We start from the raw sequence: 16,273 nt of genomic DNA, 5'->3' as shown, positions 1-16,273 counted from the left end.
CCTTGTCTTCGATGTCATGGTCCTTGTGCCGCCTGTGACCATGGTCCTTGACCTCGACGCATGCTGCAGGAACGCCCACAGGTCCCCGTACACCAGCAGGTGACTGCCTGACCGCCTATGATTTCCAGGCAGCCTCGTTCTTTTGCTCATAGTTCGCCTTGACCAGGCCACCGATGACTTCCGCAGACGTCTCGAGTAAGGCTTTGAACTGCGGGTCGTCAACCTTGTCGACGTCTCCGCAGGTGCTGAATGAGCGCCTTCATTTCGGATTTTATCTTTTCGGAATGATATGCCGGATTAGATTGGGCCTGGGCCATCATGCTCTCCTCATAACGAGTTGCTCACGGTTCTGAAACGCTCAATCGTTTTTTCGTTCATCCGTGAAGCCGACGCCTGCTTATCCTCGGCAGTCGGAACCCTACTTTACGAGCATCCAGATCGCCATGGCGATCAACATGAGATTCTCCGAGTGAGATGAAACCGAGGGGGTGCTGCCGCCGACACAGGCGTATTTGAGTTCGCGCCTGTCGATGTAGACGCCGGCGAGCGTCAGAAAATCGCGGCCGAGCTGGAGCATGCGACAGCGCAGCACCAGCAGGACGAGGCCGCATTCGACGCGCTGAATAGCGCTGAGCCGCCTCAATCTTGAAAGGCGGCAGGTCGGGGGTCGGGTCGGGTGCGCGATGCTGACGACGTGGTTCTTGATATTGCCGGTACATGCCATACCTCTAAAATTATAGCCCTCGATCGAACGCTCTCTGCGTTTGGTCGGGAATGTTAGCCAACATCACTCGTCGGGAGGATGAAATGAAGCATCACGAACTTGACCAACTGCTGACCCTTGCCAAGATTGGCCAGGATTTCCCTCAGCTCCTACCGCGCGATAGGCGTCTCCAACGTTGGGTGGACCTTCTCGAGGGTGATCCACACCGGGTACTCTCGACGCTGCTTGAGACCGAATATCAGCCGGCCAGGGTGCGAGCGGCACTGCGTTGCGACAATTCGGCCCTTTCGGTCGCCTTCGATGATCCTTTGCTTCGGGCCGCCGGGTTGGAGAACGACACTTACGGGGAGGCGAAGCGGTTTTTCCAACTCTCCGACGGCCAGTTGCACGACATCGTCTGCTTCTGTCATTTCGGCACGACGGTAAGCGCGGCAAAGACGGCGCGTTATATCAGGGCAAAACATATTGATCGGACGGCGGGAATCTGGGCACGCCTGTGCGCATTTTTCGCTTGATCTCGTCGATGAGGCGGAGGAGGGAAGGCAGCCTAGAGGCGTTCCCTCTTTTCTAGCAAAAGGAAGCCCGCACAAGTCTCGTCGGGAACCGCGGACAAACGGGCTTGTCACGGCGGATTGCCTGAAAATTCGGCTCAAAAGTCGCTTGGTATCTGCGGCTGCACGGGCCTTCGCCTGTTTCACATCTTACGACAACCGGGGATGGTGAAAAATAAACCGCTGGGAAGTGCAGAAAGTCGGCTGCTTGGATGACGCAGCAAACAAACTGCCGGGTGATATCAAAGGCCGGGCGACCCGAACACAGTTCGTCTTTACGCCCGCAGAGGCGGACACCGCCCCGATAGCCAAGGAGAAGAGAATGGCTCCTGAACACACAGACACAACTGGGCCGGATCTGGCGCGAGGTATCGGAATTGCCGATCTTCCCGACGGCAGGAAGCTGGTCGGCCATTGCGGCGATGCGCAGGTGCTGCTTGTGCGCCGCGGGGCGGAGATATTCGCCGTTGACGCGCACTGCACGCACTATAACGGTCCGCTCGTCGACGGTCTGGTGGCCGGCGACACTGTCCGCTGCCCGTGGCATCACGCATGTTTCGACTTGAGGACAGGTGAGGCTCTGCGCGCACCCGCCTTCCGGCCGCTGGCATGCTGGCGGGTCGAACAGCGCGACGGCAAGATCTTCGTGGTCGGAAAGCGCAAGCGTGCAGAACCAACATCAAGCGAGGGTTCTGTCGAAGCAATGCCCGAGAAGATCGTCATCGTCGGTGGCGGTGCGGCCGGCTTTGCCGCGGCCGAGAGGCTGCGGCGAGAACAGTATCAAGGCAGTATTGTCATGCTCAGCGACGACGAAGCGCCGCCTGTCGATCGGCCCAACCTCTCAAAGGACTATCTTTCCGGCAAGGCGCCGGAGGACTGGGTGCCGCTGCGGGGGGAGAGCTACTATTCAAAAAACCAGATCGACCTGCGTCTCGGTACGCAAGTGGTTCGCATCGATCCGCACACCTTGGAGGTCGTCCTCGCTGGTGGAGGCTCGATCCCCTACGACAGGTTGCTGCTGGCGACCGGTGCAGAGCCGGTTCGGCTGACCATACCAGGTGCCGATCAGCCGCATGTCCATATGCTACGATCACTTGCCGACTGCCGGGCCATAATTGAACGGGCCACGACTGCCCGCCGTGTCGTCGTGCTTGGCGCCAGCTTTATCGGCCTCGAAGTCGCCGCTGCCCTGCGATCCCGCGGAATCGAAGTCCACGTCGTCGCACCCGACAAGCAGCCACTCGGGCGTGTTTTGGGTCCGCAAATGGGCGACTTCATCCGGACCCTTCACGAGAACAACGGAGTCGTTTTTCACCTCGAGGAGATCGCGAGCAGCATCAATGGCAACGACGTGAAACTTCGCGACGGCGACACGCTGGCCGCTGATTTCGTTGTCGCCGGCATCGGCGTACGACCGCGGACAAGACTCGCAGAAACGGCGGGGCTGGCAACCGACCGCGGCGTCGTCGTGAACAGTTTTATGGAAACTAGCGTGCCGGGGATCTTCGCGGCCGGTGACATTGCGCGGTGGCCTGATCCCCGTAGCGGGGACAACATTCGCGTCGAACACTGGGTGGTCGCCGAAAGACAAGGGCAAACCGCGGCGCTCAATATGCTCGCCAAGGGCGAAAAGTTTACAGCCGTGCCGTTCTTCTGGAGCCAGCACTATGACGTCAGGATCAATTATGTCGGCCATGCCGAACGATGGGACGAGATAGTGGTCGAAGGCGACATCGCCGCCAGGGACTGTCTGCTGCGCTTCAAGTACGGCGGACGTGTAGTAGCTGCCGCTTCGATTTCCCGCGACATCGAAAATCTGATGATTGAGGTGGCGATGGAGCATGAAATGGCGGCCTGCTGACGAAGCAGGCGCCAAATGGCTCGCAACGCCGGGTAAAGAATGGCACCTGAGCTATGTCACCTTTGCCCCGAACACGGCACGGCAAGACGAACGCGGGTGGCGCGAGACCAAGAAGGTCGATGCCAAGCTGATCCAGCTTCGTCACTCTCGCCGAAAAAATTGGAGCTGAATAGTGACCAAATCACCGTTCGCCATTGGGGATCTGCATTGGAAACGACAAAGGTGTCCTTCGAGACGAACGAGAGGGCGATCGCCCTTTAATTTGGTGCTCCGGCTGCGGTTTGACCGGGAGGCAAAATCCGGAACACGAAGGTTGTAACCTTTTCGCCTGGCTTGAACGGCCCTGGCACCTGGTTGCTCACCGGTTTGACACTCTGAAGGAAGGAAGCAATAGCCGCTGCGTCTTCATCGGTGAGCTGCGCGAACGCGTGCCACGGCATGATAGGAGCCAGAACGCGGCCATCGGGCCGCAGTCCGGTCTGAATTGCAGTCACTATCTGTTCCTTGGTCCAGCTGCCGATGCCTGTCTGCTCGTCCGGCGTGATGTTGCGGCCGACGAAAACACCCTCCCCGGGGATTTCGAATCCTACATCCGAACCGCCGAGAAAGCGCGAAGTGTCTGGTTTCCCAAAGAAATATCCTGGTGTGTGGCAGTCGTTGCAGCCGCCGATTGTGACGAGATATTCACCCCGTGTGAACTGCTTGTCGGCGGCCCTTGCCGTTGGCTGCAACATCAATGCAGAGACAGCCAATAAAAGGAACCGAACAGATGACCGAAACATCGTTACCTCCGATTAAATATTGGAGCGCAGTCGGTGGCGCGCATCCGAGTGAGTATTTCATTATAAGCTAATATATGCGGCCAGCGCTACAGTTCTAAAAGTGGGGCATCTTGGCCGCAGTCAGCTTGAACTACCGCGCGTCGAGGTACATGAAGCCACCCGCGATGGACCGAAAGCCGAGTCGTGGCGGCGATGTACTGCCGGAGGTCAAGCCGCCAATACAGGCTTATTCACTGCGCAGCGAATATGGACATTGATGCAAACGACCAAGGGATACGAGCGAGAACAAGATACGGTGGACGCGTTGCTGGAAGCGCTCCGGAAGCTTCCCCATGCTCTGGGGCTCAGCCGACGGCCATGGCTGGCAAGCAAGCTCCTCAGTCATCCCCCTGGCCATACAGTTCGCCCTCTGTGGCGTGATGCAGGATGTGGAGGCGGACAAAGTCGCTTAGAAGCTCACGGTGTTCCATGTCGTGGCGCCTCGTTCATGCCAACTAAGCATCGTTGTTCGATAACGAATATCAATAGCGTTACATGTATGCATGGACGTCGATCGCTTCCGAAGTCTTCGTCGTCGTGTCTTTCCAAAGGCATCGCACAACCGAATTAAATGACATCCATAATTCTTTGCAATCGTCCGGAACCTGCAGCGTCAATGGGCATTAAGTGCCCAAGGGGATGGAGTTCGCCTTTAATCGCGATTCTGTTGATGACTCCTACGACGGAGAAGCGAGCACCGCGAAGCGCTCGGTCCTGTGCGTTCGCAAATGGAGGAAGTTATGGCCTACAGAGATATCGTTGTTTATTTGGATGCAGGATCAGATTCCGCGGCCCGTGTGCACACTGCCATTAATATCGCTGCCAAGCACCAAGCCAGGCTGATCGGTGTCGACGTCAGCACGAAAGAGGCACTGGAAGGGGAGAGCCGTGATCAAGCGCTGGCTATTGAAGATGAGTTCAAAACCGCAGTTCAGGAGGCTGGCCTTGATTTTCAATATCACGCGGCAAGGCCGGAGGCTCATACCGCAGAGCAACTTTTTTCCCATTGCGCTGATCTTCTGATAACAACACAGCCGCATCCGGACCACCGCCATCTTTCCAATTCAGTAGTCCCTAAAGACATTTTGGTGACAGCAGGGGTCCCCATGTTGGTACTTCCGACCGGCTGGACGGGAGAAGACGCGCTCGGTGAGCAGGTGGTCATTGCCTGGAATTTCAGCCGCGAGTCAACCAGGGCCGTTCACGACGCGATGCCAATCCTCAAGGCAGCGCGCAAAGTGTTCCTGTTCGTGTTCGCGAGAAACTACAGCGACAAAAATGCAGATGTTCAGGAGATAAAGAGTCATCTCGAACATCATGGGGTTGCGGCAGCCTTGGAAGGATGGCGCGATACGGGGCAGACCGATTTCACAAGCGCGTTGTTTGCCGGCCTCGACCGAGAGAGCGCAGATCTCATCGTCTGCGGCGCCTATGGCCACTCGCCGCTTTTCGAAGATATCTTCGGCGGCGCGACGCACGATCTGCTGAATAACATTTCAATGCCGGTCCTGATGTCGCACTAAATCGCAGAAACGTCCCCTGCCGGCAGCGCTACTTGGTTTTCTCGGTCCCGGTTGGTGTAACCGACTGCGAGTCACCGCCCGTTCCGCTCTCAGCCGTGGGATCCCGGTCCGTGGGTGCGGGCTGCATGCTGTCGCCATCCGCTGGCGTGTTGTCGATCACCTTTTGATTTGTCGGAGTAACGACCGCGTTCGAATCCTGGGTGATCGTCTGCTTCGTTTCCGTCGCGGCGTCGTTGTCGACCGCTTCGCCGTAGAATTCGGCGATTGTCCAAGCGATGGCGGCCAGGATCAGGCCGCCGATCAAGACCATCAGAACAGGGCGTCCGAGAAATCCCTGACGCACCTGCACTGGCGTCGCCTCGACTACCTTGTCGGTATCTTCAGACGCTACCCGGTTGCCGCGTTCGTCTATGTACGTTCCCACGAAACGTGTCCTTGTCGATGCAATCTCGGAAAACCCTGCACGGAACCAATGGTTCCTCAGCCGCCGTTTCTCTGGAGCCGATGCTTTCCAGTTGCCCATCAAGAAACCCCGCTTTGGCGGGGTTTTTCGTCTTTCGAATTGATTCCACGTGACAGATCATCGAATTCCGATTGACGCGATCAAGACCTCCTGGACATGATCCGGCCGCTTTGACGCTCGCCGGGGGAAATGCCCGGTCGCTTCTTGCGAACTCTTCGTAGCCTTCGTCTACGAACGCTCCCACCCGCTCGTCATTCTTCGTTGGTCACGGGGCCACATCGGCGATCTCTTCGTCTTGGTAGCAATATTTGACGTCGGACGTCATGGTTTTCGGCTCGGCCAGTTCGAGGCATTTGGCGCGCGTTAAAGGCGCCGGCGAAGAGTGAGGATGACCAATGCCCAACGCAAACAAGAAGCATGCCGGTGCACGGAGAAACTCCTCCCGCCCCATATGTCGCGAGGAGACGTTCCAGATCGGATTTTGAGCTTGCCGCTTTTAGCGGATCTGCGGTGCCCTTCAAGCGAGTGATGAACAGTCACCTCCTGGCTGACCCATGAGCCGGAGCGGCTCCGGTTGGGCGATACCGGTCGCTCGACCATCCCTCTTCCGGGCCGGAACGCGCGACCCAAGCGGACTGTTAGTCCTTCTTACTGAAATCACCCTTTAGTTCCGCCGGCTCCTGCTTCCTCTCCCTGACCTCGTCTGGAAAACTGTCGGCTATGAAAAGCACGGCCGCCGTCACGATGCCGACGACGATCCCCAGGCCCCAATAGGAGGTCCCGATCGCAAGGCCGAGTGCGCCGGTGATCCAGACGGCTGCCGCTGCTTTGATTCCCCTTACGTCGAAGCCGCTCCTGAAGATGACGGCGCCGCCGAGAAAGCCGATGCCGGAGAGAAAACCCTGAAGCGTGCGGCTGAGAGAACTCGGATCAGTCTCAGCGAGGTGGCGACCAAGCAGCATATAGGTCGTCGACCCGATCGCGATCAGCACCATGCCGGCGATGCCGATCGCCTTGTGATGTACGCGGCGCTCGAAGCCAATGGCAGCGCCGAGCACGGCTGCGGCACACAGCCTAAGTAGGATCTCAAGCGCTTCGGCCGGAAGTTCGGTCATGCGCAGCACTCCTTTTATCCTTCCTTCCTGCCGCCCTGCCACGGCCAGCGACCCTCGATCTCGACAGTGAGCGAGACGCTGAGAAAGGTTCGAATCAGAACTATGAATGCGAGGACCAGGATATTCTCCCGCGTCGGCTCCACAGCGACGGTGCCGACAATGTCGGCGGCGACAAGAAGCTCGAGGCCAAGAAGTATCGCCCGTCCCAGGCGCCGGCGGAAGTTGTAGTAGGCGTCCGCCTCGCCCTTGCGCAACCTGCCGAGAGAGCTGACGAACGCAAGGAGCGCGCCGACGACGATAACCCCGACCCCCGCCACTTCCAGCACTGTGGCTGTTCCCTGCAGGACGGTATCGACCTGGTCCATAGTCATCAGCTCCGGGTGCTTGTTTCGTCATGGGACAGTTCGCGAGTCCCGCTATGCGGCGCTTTGTCGAAACCTTTTCCGTGGGCCTGGCCGCAGCCGCCCTTTTCCTTCTCAAATTTATGACCGACGGCACATCGCGCATCTGCCGAATGGCGCACCGTGCTAAGCGAGATTGAAGATCTGACCCACATTAGACCGCCTCGAGCTGGCTGAACCGAACCGAGATCAGTTGCCGCGCCTCGAGCTGTCCTGTCGCATCCTTGTCGATGACAGTCAGCAACTGCACTTCGGATCCCACAGGCATAACCAGGCGTCCCCGAGGCTTGAGTTGCTCAAGCAAAGCCGGCGGCGCCTCCTCGGCCGCCGCGGTGACCAGAATCTTGTCGAATGGCGCGTGCTCAGGCCAGCCGCGTGATCCGTCGCCGATACGAATGCCGACATTTGATATGCCGAGGGTCTGCAGGAGAGCTTCGGCATGGTTTGCGAATTCCTCGATGATTTCGACGCTCCAAACCTGGCCGGCGAGTTCTGCGAGGATCGCGGTTTGATAGCCTAGTCCGGTGCCGATCTCGAGCACTGCCTCATGCGGTTGGGGATCGAGGAGATCGGTCATGAGAGCGACCATGAAGGGCTGCGAGACGGTTTTATCGAAGCCGATCGGCAGTGGCATGTCCTGGTAGGCGAAGGGCGCAGCCGGGGCCGGCACGAAGAGATGCCGGGGCACCCGCAGCATCGCTGCCATCACCCGTTCATTGAGCACCGCCTTGCCGAGTTCTTCGCTTTCAAGGTCGGCATAGATTGCAATCACCTCGACCATGTGCCTGCGCAAAACAGCGAGATGCTCTTCGTCCATTGGCTTCATGAGGGCGGCCTTTCCTCGCCATTGTCATCAGCGGCCATATGATTGCTTTTCGATAGAGGTGAGTTCGGCCACAACATAGATGGTCGGCGTGGACTGGACGTCGGCAACTGTTTGCAATCGTTCGCGTGGTTCGTACCTCATCGTTGCCTCTCACCATTTTTTGGATACTCTTTGAGAGGTATGGCGCTCAGAGACCTCGACAAGTGTCGGTAGGGGAGAAGCTTGCTGCGATTTGCTTTGTCGAGTGGCATATCGATCTGATTACATCGATCGAGCGGCGTCGGCGCTGGGCTCAGGAGAAGATGGCGGCTCATATCGGAGCATTTCGGAGATCGCGCGATCAGCTGGCATCCATGTGCGCCAACTTCGCGCCCGCGACAGATTCGGAGCCGACATCAATTCGGCCTATTTGGGGAGGTTCGCGGAATGGATGCCAGTTGGAAACGTTTCCTCAAGCCGGCCGTGGAATGGCACGCTGCCGTAAGGTTCGGTAGCCACCGAGGATTCGAGCAACCAGAAGCACTCGTTCCGCCGAGCGGATCAAGCGCCTGATGCGGGTATTCCGATAACCGGAGAACGCGACTGACGAAACGCGCCGCTAGTCAGGAGAACCTCAGAGAGCACGATGACTAACCAACATGGTCGAAATGATTTAGCCGACAAGAATATTGTGACGGTGTTCGGCGGAACAGGCTTCGTTGGGCGGCGGATCGTGAGCAGGCTTGTGGATAAGGGTATCGATGTACGTGCCGTCTCGCGTCATCCGCGCAAGAACAAGTTGGACAACAGAGCCGATCAGAGGCCATTTCAGCAGATCGAGGCGGACATACTGGATCCATCCTCGATCGCCGCTGCCGTGGCTGGATCTCGCGCTGTTGTGAATGCGGTCAGCCTTTATGTCGAGCGCGGTAAGGAGACCTTTGAGCGTGTCCACGTAGAAGCCGCGGCCGCTTTGGCGACCGCTGCGCGGGATGCCGGCGTCGAGAGGTTCATCCAGATTTCGGGCATTGGATCGGATTCGAAGTCCCGTTCGAATTACATCCGGGCTCGGGGCCGCGGTGAGGACGTGGTGAAGACGGCATTTCCAGGCGCGGTGATCGTCCGTCCCGCTGTCATGGCAGGCCCCGACGACGCGTTCATCACAACGATCGTGAGGCTGGTACGCCTCCTCCCGATCTACCCGCTGTTCGGCGAAGGGGGCACTCGGCTGCAACCGGTTCATGTCGAGGACGTGGCCGAAGCCGTGAGCCGCTTGGCCTCGGGGCAGAATACCACGGGTGCATTGATCTTCGAGTGCGCCGGTCCGCGCATTTATTCGTATCGGGAACTCGTCCAGGAGGTCGCCACTCAACTCAAGGCGCGAGTCAGGCTGGTGCCCGTGCCCTTCGCGGTATGGAGCCTGTTGGCGACTGCTGCGGAGTTTCTTCCCGCGGCGCCACTCACGCGCAACCAAGTCGATCTCATGCGTCGTGACAATGTCGCGGCAAGCGATCTGCCGGGCCTGGAAGAACTGGGCATCCAACCCCGCGGCATCGAGGAAGTCGTCCACATGATTGCGCACGAGGCTTGAGCCAGAACTTATGACGGAACCTATCGCTGTTCGCGACGTTGGTCGGACTGAACAGGAGGATACAGCCATGGCCAGATGCGACCAGTGCGGCAACGACTATGACAAGGCTTTCCGGGTGGACCTGGGGGATGTAACCTACACTTTCGATAGTTTCGAATGCGCGATCCAGAAACTCGCTCCGGCATGCCCGCATTGCGGCGTCCGGATCATCGGACATGGAGTAGAGCAGGGCGACATCATTTACTGCTGTGCGCATTGCGCCGAACAGGAGGGAGCCGACGCTCTTACCGATCGCGCGCCTTGAGACCGTCTGCGCCCTTTGGCGCGCGGGCGAGGCCGGCAGGGCCAAGCTTGCTGTCACAGTGACCTACACGCTTCCTCGGCAGCAATATACTTGTGGCCGCCGCTTGCAGAGATAGGCGAAGCGCACTCCGTGCGTTTGCCCTTCGGCCATGAATCGGCGTCCAGTCTCAATCGCGGGGATGCCGTTTCGATCCGGCCAGCGCGCACGCCTTTTTGGCGCAGTTGATGCCTAGGCATCGACGTCCCGGATCGAATCAAGCGGCCCGTTCAGCGCCGTTCGCGGATGGACCAGTTCGGGCCGTATCAGGTGAATTTTTACGGCGGGACGGCTTTCCTCGATGAGTTCGAATGCCTTGGCGAGCATGCTTTCGCTATCCTGCCGGATCATGATGACGGGGAAGGGCAGGAAGGATCCGAAGGGATCATAGTCGTAGCAGCCGACGACGATGTCGGCGAAGGTCTCGTGGGGGTGTTGCGCCATGAAGCGGAGCAGGCCCTCGAAGTTGATCGACGAGTTGATGAACAGCCCGCGCGGCAGTTTCCCTTCGCGCTCGTAGAAAGCTTCGAAGGCCCTTTGCGTCATGTTCGGCGAGTAGCCTGTCGGCTGGATACAACTATCCGTATCGCCGCCGAGCAACGCTGTCTTGACGTCGCGGAAACCTCTGATGCGTTCCCGGCTCGCATGGTCGTTGCGCCCGCCGAACAGGAAAAGCTCTTCCGGTTTCAGGGGATGGGCGGCGCTGAAACGCTGGGTGATCGCCTCGGTCAGCATCCGGGCGCCTTCGTAGTTGTCGCTGATAACGGATGGGGCCTTAGTCCCAGGTAGATCGATATTGATATGGCGGATGCCGGCCGCCTCACAAAGAACATGGACGCTATCCGGATCGGTTGCACCGGCGATGAAAAGCTCGTCAATGGAATAGGAAATCAAGGTTTCAACGGTCGACAGTTCTTCCTGGGGATCGCGGCAAGCACTGACGACGATCGGACATTTGCCATGACTGCGCACCTGCGCTTCGAAGGTCTGCGCCATGGACGAGAAGTAGCGGTTGTCATGCACCGGCAGAAGCAGACCGACGAGTCCGGAGCGGGATTTGCGTAAGCCCCGGGCCTGCAGGTTGGCGGTGTATTGATGCTGTTCGGCCAGGTTCTGAATGAGTTCGGCCGTGCTTTCCTTGATCCGCCGCTTGCGCCAGGTCCCGTTGAGCACCGCGCTGACGGTCGAAGCAGAGCAGCCAGACAGGATCGAAAGATCGTAGATCGTAGCCTTCTTCTTGCCCTGCTGCTTCATGAAATCCTCCAGCTGTTCCTTAGTGCCAATTTCCTCTTGACGAAAGTTTAGATCCAAAACATATTAATTGCACCATCGATTGTGCAAAAAAAGAAATATCGATTGTGCACGTCGAGGCCCGCTTGAGGAGGCGGTGAATTGGAGGATGCGATTTCCGCGTCGACTTGAACTGGACTGAGAGGGGCCGCCAGTGGGCGGCCCGGGAGTGTTTCCCTGTGCGGAAACGTTTAGAGGAGGAAGAAACATGAAAAAGTTTATGATCGCAGTGCTTGCTGCATCATTGTCGCTTGGCGTTTCGTTTGCGGCGATGGCCGCCGACAAGGTTGGCGTCGTCGTCAAGATCGGCGGCATTCCGTGGTTCAATGCCATGGAAGCGGGGATCAAGGAGCAAGGGGCCAAGCTCGGGCTCGACGCCTTTATGATCGGTCCGACCAGCGCCGATCCGGCGCTGCAAGTGCGCGCCATCGAGGATCTGATCGCCCAGGGCGTCAAGGTTATCGGCGTCGTTCCGAACGATGCCAAGGTGCTCGAACCCGTCCTGGCCAAGGCCAAGGAAGCCGGCATCTTCGTCATCACGCATGAATCGCCAGGTCAGAAGGGCGCTGACTGGAATTTCGAACTTGCCTCGTCAACCGGCTTCGGCGAAGCGCATGCCAAGCTTCTGGCGGAGAAAATGGGGGGCAAGGGTGAATATGCCGTGTTCGTCGGCTCGCTCACCGTTCCCCTCCACAATGCCTGGGCGGATGCGGCGATCGCCTACATCAAGTCCAATTATCCCGACATGAAGCTGGTCGGCGAACGATATGGCGTGGCCGAAGACGTCGACAAGAGCCGTTCGACCGCCCTCGATCTGATCTCCGCTCATCCGGACCTCAAAGGCTTCCTGGCGTTCGGCAGTCAAGGACCGATCGGGGCCGGTCGCGCTGTCGAAGAGCGCCGCAAGACCGGCGAAATTTTCGTCCTCGGGCCTTTCTCGCCCGGTCAGGGCCAAAAACTGATCAAGTCGGACGCGATTTCCGGCGGCTTTATGTGGAATCCGAAACAGGCCGGCGAAGTCTTCGTCACCATGGCCGATCGCCTGATCAAGGGCGAGAGCGTCAAGGAGGGAGACGACATTCCCGGTCTCGGCGTGATCAAGCCGGTCGGCAACGACATCATCGTAGATCAGTTGCTGCCGATCAACAAGGACACCGTGGACGAGCTTGCAGGCATGGGTCTGTAACCCTCCCGAACGTGTTCTCCCGGGCTGCCGGGCTGGCTTCGGCCGGCTCGGCGGTGCCCCGGAATTTTCACAGGATAGCATTTACAGGTTAGTGCGATGAGTGGACGTGCGATCGTAGGGAGCGGCCAAAAGCCGCTTCTGTCCCTGCGCAACATCAATATGACCTTCGGCGGCGTCAGGGCGTTGAAGAATGTCAGCTTCGATGTCCTGCCGGGCGAAGTGCATTGCCTGGCGGGAGAAAACGGCTCGGGCAAGAGCACGCTGATCAAGATCATCACCGGTGTCTATCGGCCGCAGGATGGCGCGGTCATCGAATACGACGGACAGACCTATTCGCATATGTCGCCGGTCACGGCCCAAGCCGCGGGTATCCAGGTCATCTGGCAGGATCTTGCCTTGTTTCCGGAAATGACGGTTGCCGAAAACATTGCTTTCCAGACCGTTCTTGGCCGCTGGCCGCGCTTTGTCGACTACAACAGCATGCGCGAGACCGCGCAAAAGGCGCTTGCGCGGCTCGGCGTCACGCTCGATGTCGATCGACCGCTGAAGGACTATCCGATCGCCCAGCGCCAGATCGTGGCAATCGCGAGGGCGCTTATCGGGGAAGCCAAGCTCGTTTTCATGGACGAGCCGACCGCCTCGCTGACGCAATCGGAAACCGATCACCTGCTTGACATTGTGCGCACGCTCTCGGCGTCCGGCGTGGCCGTGGTGTTCGTCAGCCACAGACTGGCCGAGGTGCTGGAGATTTCGAGCCGCCTGACGGTGCTTCGGGACGGCGCGCTCGTCGGCGTCTATCCGACCACCGGCATGACCCAGTCGCGCATTACCGAACTCATGACCGGCAAGACCTTCGACCAAATTATCCGCGCCCGCGACGTTAGAGATAATCCGGTGGTGCTGGAGGTCGAGGGTCTCTGCCGCCCCGGCCAGTTCGAGGATATCTCCTTTACCGTGCGGCGCGGCGAGACACTGGGCATTACCGGCCTGCTCGGCGCCGGGCGCACCGAACTTGCGCTGTCCCTGTTCGGCATGCTGAAACCGAAAGCCGGCACGATCCGGCTCGAAGGCAAGCCAATTCATTTCTCATCGAACCGCGACGCCATTGCTGCCGGCGTCGCCTATCTTTCCGAGGATCGGCTGTCGCTTGGTCTCATCCAGCCGCAGTCGATCGCCGACAATCTGGCGATTGCCTCGCTCGACCGGATCACCTCTGGCGGGTTGTTGTCCGATGGCAGCAAGCGGAATCTCGTTGCGCAATGGATCACCGATCTCGGCGTCAAGATCGGCAAGCAGGGCGATGCCATTTCGACGCTGTCAGGCGGCAACCAGCAGCGCGTCGCCATCGCCAAATGGCTGGCGACGGACCCGAAATTGCTCATTCTCGATGCCCCGACCGTCGGCGTCGATGTCGGCGCGCGTGCCGGCATTTTCGATATCGTCGCGAAACTGGCCGACAGCGGCCTTGCGATTATCCTGATCTCCGATGAGGTGCCGGAAGTCTATTTCAATGCCGATCGCGTGCTGCACATGGCAAAGGGCCGTATCGCCAATTGGTTCTTCCCGCGCGACTGCGCGCTCCAGGATATCGAGGCTGCCGTCTATGCGTAAGGTTGTTCAATCCCACGCAACCGAATTTGCGCTGCTCGCGGTGATCGCGGTCATCAGCCTGTTCCTGTCGATAGCTACCGACCGCTTCTTTTCACTCGGCAACGCGTTCGATCTGCTGAATACCAGCTCCGTCAACATCATTTTCGCCGTCGGCCTGCTGGTCGTGCTGATCGCCGGCGGCATCGATATCTCCTTCGCCGTCGCGGCGTCCGTCGTTCAATACGTCACCGCAATCCTGCTCGGATGGATGGGCGGTGGCGGATGGGTGAGCGGCTTGCTGATCGCCGGCTCGCTGGGTATTCTACTAGGCGCGATCAATGCCTTCCTGATCCACAAATTCCGGATTATCTCGATCGTCGCGACCATCGCCACCTTCAACATCTATTTCGGCCTGTTGATGTTCTTCACCCGTGGGGTGTCGATTTACAATTTGCCGGACTGGCTGACCTCGCGCGTCGTCCTGTTCGAACATGAGATGGCGAATGGCAGCTGGATTGAAATCACCCTGCCGGTGCTGGTCATGCTCATCTGCGTCGTCGCGACTTGGGTGTTCATCACCCGAACGACCACGGGAAGGCAGCTCTATGCCTTTGGCGACAATCCGGAAGGGGCACGGCGGTTCGGCATCAATATCGGCGCGATGCAATTCATCGCTTTCGGCTGGCTCGGCCTGATGGCGGGTATCGGCGGTCTGATCCAGGCACATTATGCGCAGGAAGTCGTTCCGAATGCGCTTTACGGCCGCGAGCTCGATGTGCTCGCCGCCGTAGTGCTTGGCGGCGCCCGTCTTGGCGGCGGCAAGGGGTCGGTGCTCGGCTGCGTACTCGGAGTGTTGCTGATCTCGATCACCCAGAACGGCCTTAACCTCGCGGGCGTCTCGCCCTTCGCCTTCAAGATGATTGTCGGCGCCATTATCCTTGTTGCGATTACTCTATCGAACACCAGCATCGAGAAGTTGCTGCCGTTCATGCGCCAGGACGGAGGCCGCAAATGACCGCAATCGTCAATCGCACCAGGGCTTTCCTCGGACCGGAAATGGCCGGGCCGGGATTTGCCCTGTTCGCCGTGCTGATCTTCTTCAGCCTGGTGTCGCCGCAGTTCTTGAGCCGTGCCACCTTCGGTTCCGTTGCCTTCCAGCTGCCGGAACTGGGCCTGCTGACGCTCGCCATGCTGCTGCCGGTACTGACCGGCGGCCTTAACCTTGCCATCACCTTCACAGCCAATATTGCCGGCCTGACAGCAGCCTGGGTACTTCAGCAGAATGGCGGCGCGGATGCGGGACCCTTCGCCTTCCTTCTCGGCTGCACTCTGGGTATCGGCGTCGGGGCGCTCAGCGGCGTGGTGATGGGGCTGGTGATTGCCTATACCCGCGCCCATCCGATCCTCGTGTCGCTGTCGATGATGATCTTTTTGCGTGGGCTCGGCGAGTTTTTGACGCGCGGCGGCGATGTCTCGGGCTTTCCGGCCTTCCTCCAGCCGCTCGGCCACGGCAGCATCCTCGGTTTTCCGGTGCCGCTGCTGGTCTTCATCGGCTGTGTGCTGATCTGGCATTTGCTTTTGATGCGGATGAAGCTCGGGTTCAACACCTACATGATCGGCTCGAACATCGAGGCGGCACGATATTCGGGCGTCAATACCCGCAAGGTTCTGGTGATGGTCTATACGTTGTCGGGCGCGATGTGTGCGGTCGCCGGCATCATCATGCTTGCCCGGTTCAACTCGGTGCGTGTCGGCCACGGTGAATCCTACCTGCTCATCACCGTGCTTGCCTGCTTCCTCGGCGGCGTCAATCCGTTCGGCGGCTTTGGCCGGGTCATTCCGGTCTTCGTCGCGCTCGTCGTCCTGCAGCTTCTGGCGTCCGGTCTCAATCTCATGGGCGCCAACCAGCATCTGGCGACGGCCGTCTGGGGCATCCTGCTCATTGCCGTGATGATCCTGCGCTTTGCGGCCGGGCATCTCAAATTTCTCAAACGAAAAAAAGGATAAGGCAC

Annotated in this window: 16 protein-coding genes, 1 pseudogene and 1 riboswitch; of the genes and pseudogenes, 10 read left to right on the top strand and 7 right to left on the bottom strand. The window is 59.1% G+C overall.

Translation table 11 applies throughout. The features are described 5' to 3' along the window. Positions 1-418: 418 nt before the first annotated feature. Positions 419-538 (bottom strand): annotated as a pseudogene (locus ACSQ2W_RS20720) (glutaredoxin); the annotation flags it as partial. Between the two features lie 269 nt (positions 539-807). Here ACSQ2W_RS20720 and ACSQ2W_RS20715 point away from each other — a divergent pair. The 3 genes from ACSQ2W_RS20715 (at position 808) to ACSQ2W_RS20705 (ending at position 3,305) form a co-directional block, all read left to right on the top strand. Continuing rightward, positions 808-1,239 carry a hypothetical protein gene (locus ACSQ2W_RS20715; protein ID WP_436088952.1) on the top strand — a complete coding sequence of 144 codons (432 nt, stop codon included), beginning with the start codon at positions 808-810 and terminating at the stop codon, positions 1,237-1,239. 358 nt (positions 1,240-1,597) lie between these two features. Next, positions 1,598-3,136: an FAD-dependent oxidoreductase gene (locus ACSQ2W_RS20710; protein WP_436088102.1), complete on the top strand. Its 1,539-nt coding sequence runs from the start codon at positions 1,598-1,600 to the stop codon at positions 3,134-3,136. Then, the gene (locus ACSQ2W_RS20705; protein WP_436089010.1) at positions 3,117-3,305 is read left to right on the top strand and encodes a hypothetical protein; all 189 of its coding nucleotides are present in this window, start codon (positions 3,117-3,119) and stop codon (positions 3,303-3,305) included. The genes ACSQ2W_RS20710 and ACSQ2W_RS20705 overlap by 20 nt, the downstream gene beginning before the upstream one ends. 88 nt (positions 3,306-3,393) lie before the next feature. Here ACSQ2W_RS20705 and ACSQ2W_RS20700 read toward each other — a convergent pair whose 3' ends face one another. After that, positions 3,394-3,918: a c-type cytochrome gene (locus ACSQ2W_RS20700; protein ID WP_436088101.1), complete on the bottom strand. Its 525-nt coding sequence runs from the start codon at positions 3,916-3,918 to the stop codon at positions 3,394-3,396. A 665-nt stretch (positions 3,919-4,583) separates the two neighbouring features. After that, positions 4,584-4,644: riboswitch (Fluoride riboswitch) on the top strand. Positions 4,645-4,697: 53 nt separating this feature from the next. On the opposite strand from ACSQ2W_RS20700, the gene ACSQ2W_RS20695 reads away from it, so the two are divergent. Further along, on the top strand, positions 4,698-5,480 hold the full coding sequence (locus tag ACSQ2W_RS20695; RefSeq protein WP_436088100.1) for a universal stress protein: 783 nt from the start codon (positions 4,698-4,700) through the stop codon (positions 5,478-5,480). Positions 5,481-5,508: 28 nt separating this feature from the next. Here ACSQ2W_RS20695 and ACSQ2W_RS20690 read toward each other — a convergent pair whose 3' ends face one another. From ACSQ2W_RS20690 to ACSQ2W_RS20675, 4 genes are all read right to left on the bottom strand, one after another. Further along, positions 5,509-5,904 (bottom strand): hypothetical protein, encoded by a 396-nt coding sequence (locus ACSQ2W_RS20690; protein ID WP_436088099.1) that lies wholly within the window; start codon positions 5,902-5,904, stop codon positions 5,509-5,511. A gap of 677 nt (positions 5,905-6,581) precedes the next feature. Continuing rightward, a complete protein-coding gene (locus ACSQ2W_RS20685; RefSeq protein ID WP_436088098.1) occupies positions 6,582-7,058 on the bottom strand; it encodes an MgtC/SapB family protein in 477 nt (158 codons plus the stop codon). Between the two features lie 14 nt (positions 7,059-7,072). Further along, positions 7,073-7,429 (bottom strand): DUF1622 domain-containing protein, encoded by a 357-nt coding sequence (locus ACSQ2W_RS20680; RefSeq protein ID WP_436088097.1) that lies wholly within the window; start codon positions 7,427-7,429, stop codon positions 7,073-7,075. A gap of 184 nt (positions 7,430-7,613) precedes the next feature. Continuing rightward, a complete protein-coding gene (locus tag ACSQ2W_RS20675; protein WP_436088096.1) occupies positions 7,614-8,285 on the bottom strand; it encodes a protein-L-isoaspartate(D-aspartate) O-methyltransferase in 672 nt (223 codons plus the stop codon). 625 nt (positions 8,286-8,910) lie between these two features. Here ACSQ2W_RS20675 and ACSQ2W_RS20670 point away from each other — a divergent pair. Continuing rightward, positions 8,911-9,855 carry a complex I NDUFA9 subunit family protein gene (locus ACSQ2W_RS20670; RefSeq protein ID WP_436088095.1) on the top strand — a complete coding sequence of 315 codons (945 nt, stop codon included), beginning with the start codon at positions 8,911-8,913 and terminating at the stop codon, positions 9,853-9,855. Positions 9,856-9,922: 67 nt separating this feature from the next. Then, on the top strand, positions 9,923-10,159 hold the full coding sequence (locus ACSQ2W_RS20665) for a hypothetical protein (RefSeq protein ID WP_436088094.1): 237 nt from the start codon (positions 9,923-9,925) through the stop codon (positions 10,157-10,159). Between the two features lie 228 nt (positions 10,160-10,387). Here ACSQ2W_RS20665 and ACSQ2W_RS20660 read toward each other — a convergent pair whose 3' ends face one another. Continuing rightward, positions 10,388-11,449: a LacI family DNA-binding transcriptional regulator gene (locus tag ACSQ2W_RS20660; RefSeq protein WP_436088093.1), complete on the bottom strand. Its 1,062-nt coding sequence runs from the start codon at positions 11,447-11,449 to the stop codon at positions 10,388-10,390. Positions 11,450-11,693: 244 nt separating this feature from the next. On the opposite strand from ACSQ2W_RS20660, the gene ACSQ2W_RS20655 reads away from it, so the two are divergent. The 4 genes from ACSQ2W_RS20655 to ACSQ2W_RS20640 all read left to right on the top strand — a co-directional run bounded on the left by ACSQ2W_RS20655 (position 11,694) and on the right by ACSQ2W_RS20640 (position 16,268). After that, entirely contained in the window at positions 11,694-12,671 is a 978-nt protein-coding gene (locus ACSQ2W_RS20655) for a substrate-binding domain-containing protein (RefSeq protein ID WP_436083439.1), read from the top strand. Positions 12,672-12,767: 96 nt separating this feature from the next. Continuing rightward, positions 12,768-14,282 carry a sugar ABC transporter ATP-binding protein gene (locus tag ACSQ2W_RS20650; protein ID WP_436088092.1) on the top strand — a complete coding sequence of 505 codons (1,515 nt, stop codon included), beginning with the start codon at positions 12,768-12,770 and terminating at the stop codon, positions 14,280-14,282. Beyond that, positions 14,275-15,276 (top strand): ABC transporter permease, encoded by a 1,002-nt coding sequence (locus tag ACSQ2W_RS20645; protein WP_436083441.1) that lies wholly within the window; start codon positions 14,275-14,277, stop codon positions 15,274-15,276. Before ACSQ2W_RS20650 ends, ACSQ2W_RS20645 begins: the two co-directional genes overlap by 8 nt. Beyond that, positions 15,273-16,268: an ABC transporter permease gene (locus ACSQ2W_RS20640; protein WP_436088091.1), complete on the top strand. Its 996-nt coding sequence runs from the start codon at positions 15,273-15,275 to the stop codon at positions 16,266-16,268. Before ACSQ2W_RS20645 ends, ACSQ2W_RS20640 begins: the two co-directional genes overlap by 4 nt. The last annotated feature ends 5 nt before the right edge of the window (positions 16,269-16,273 follow it).

This window comes from Pararhizobium sp. LjRoot255 (assembly GCF_964252905.1).
Taxonomy (GTDB): domain Bacteria; phylum Pseudomonadota; class Alphaproteobacteria; order Rhizobiales; family Rhizobiaceae; genus Pararhizobium.
The sequence above is the reverse complement of the archived record's forward strand: the minus strand, read 5'-3'. Positions and strand labels throughout refer to the sequence as shown.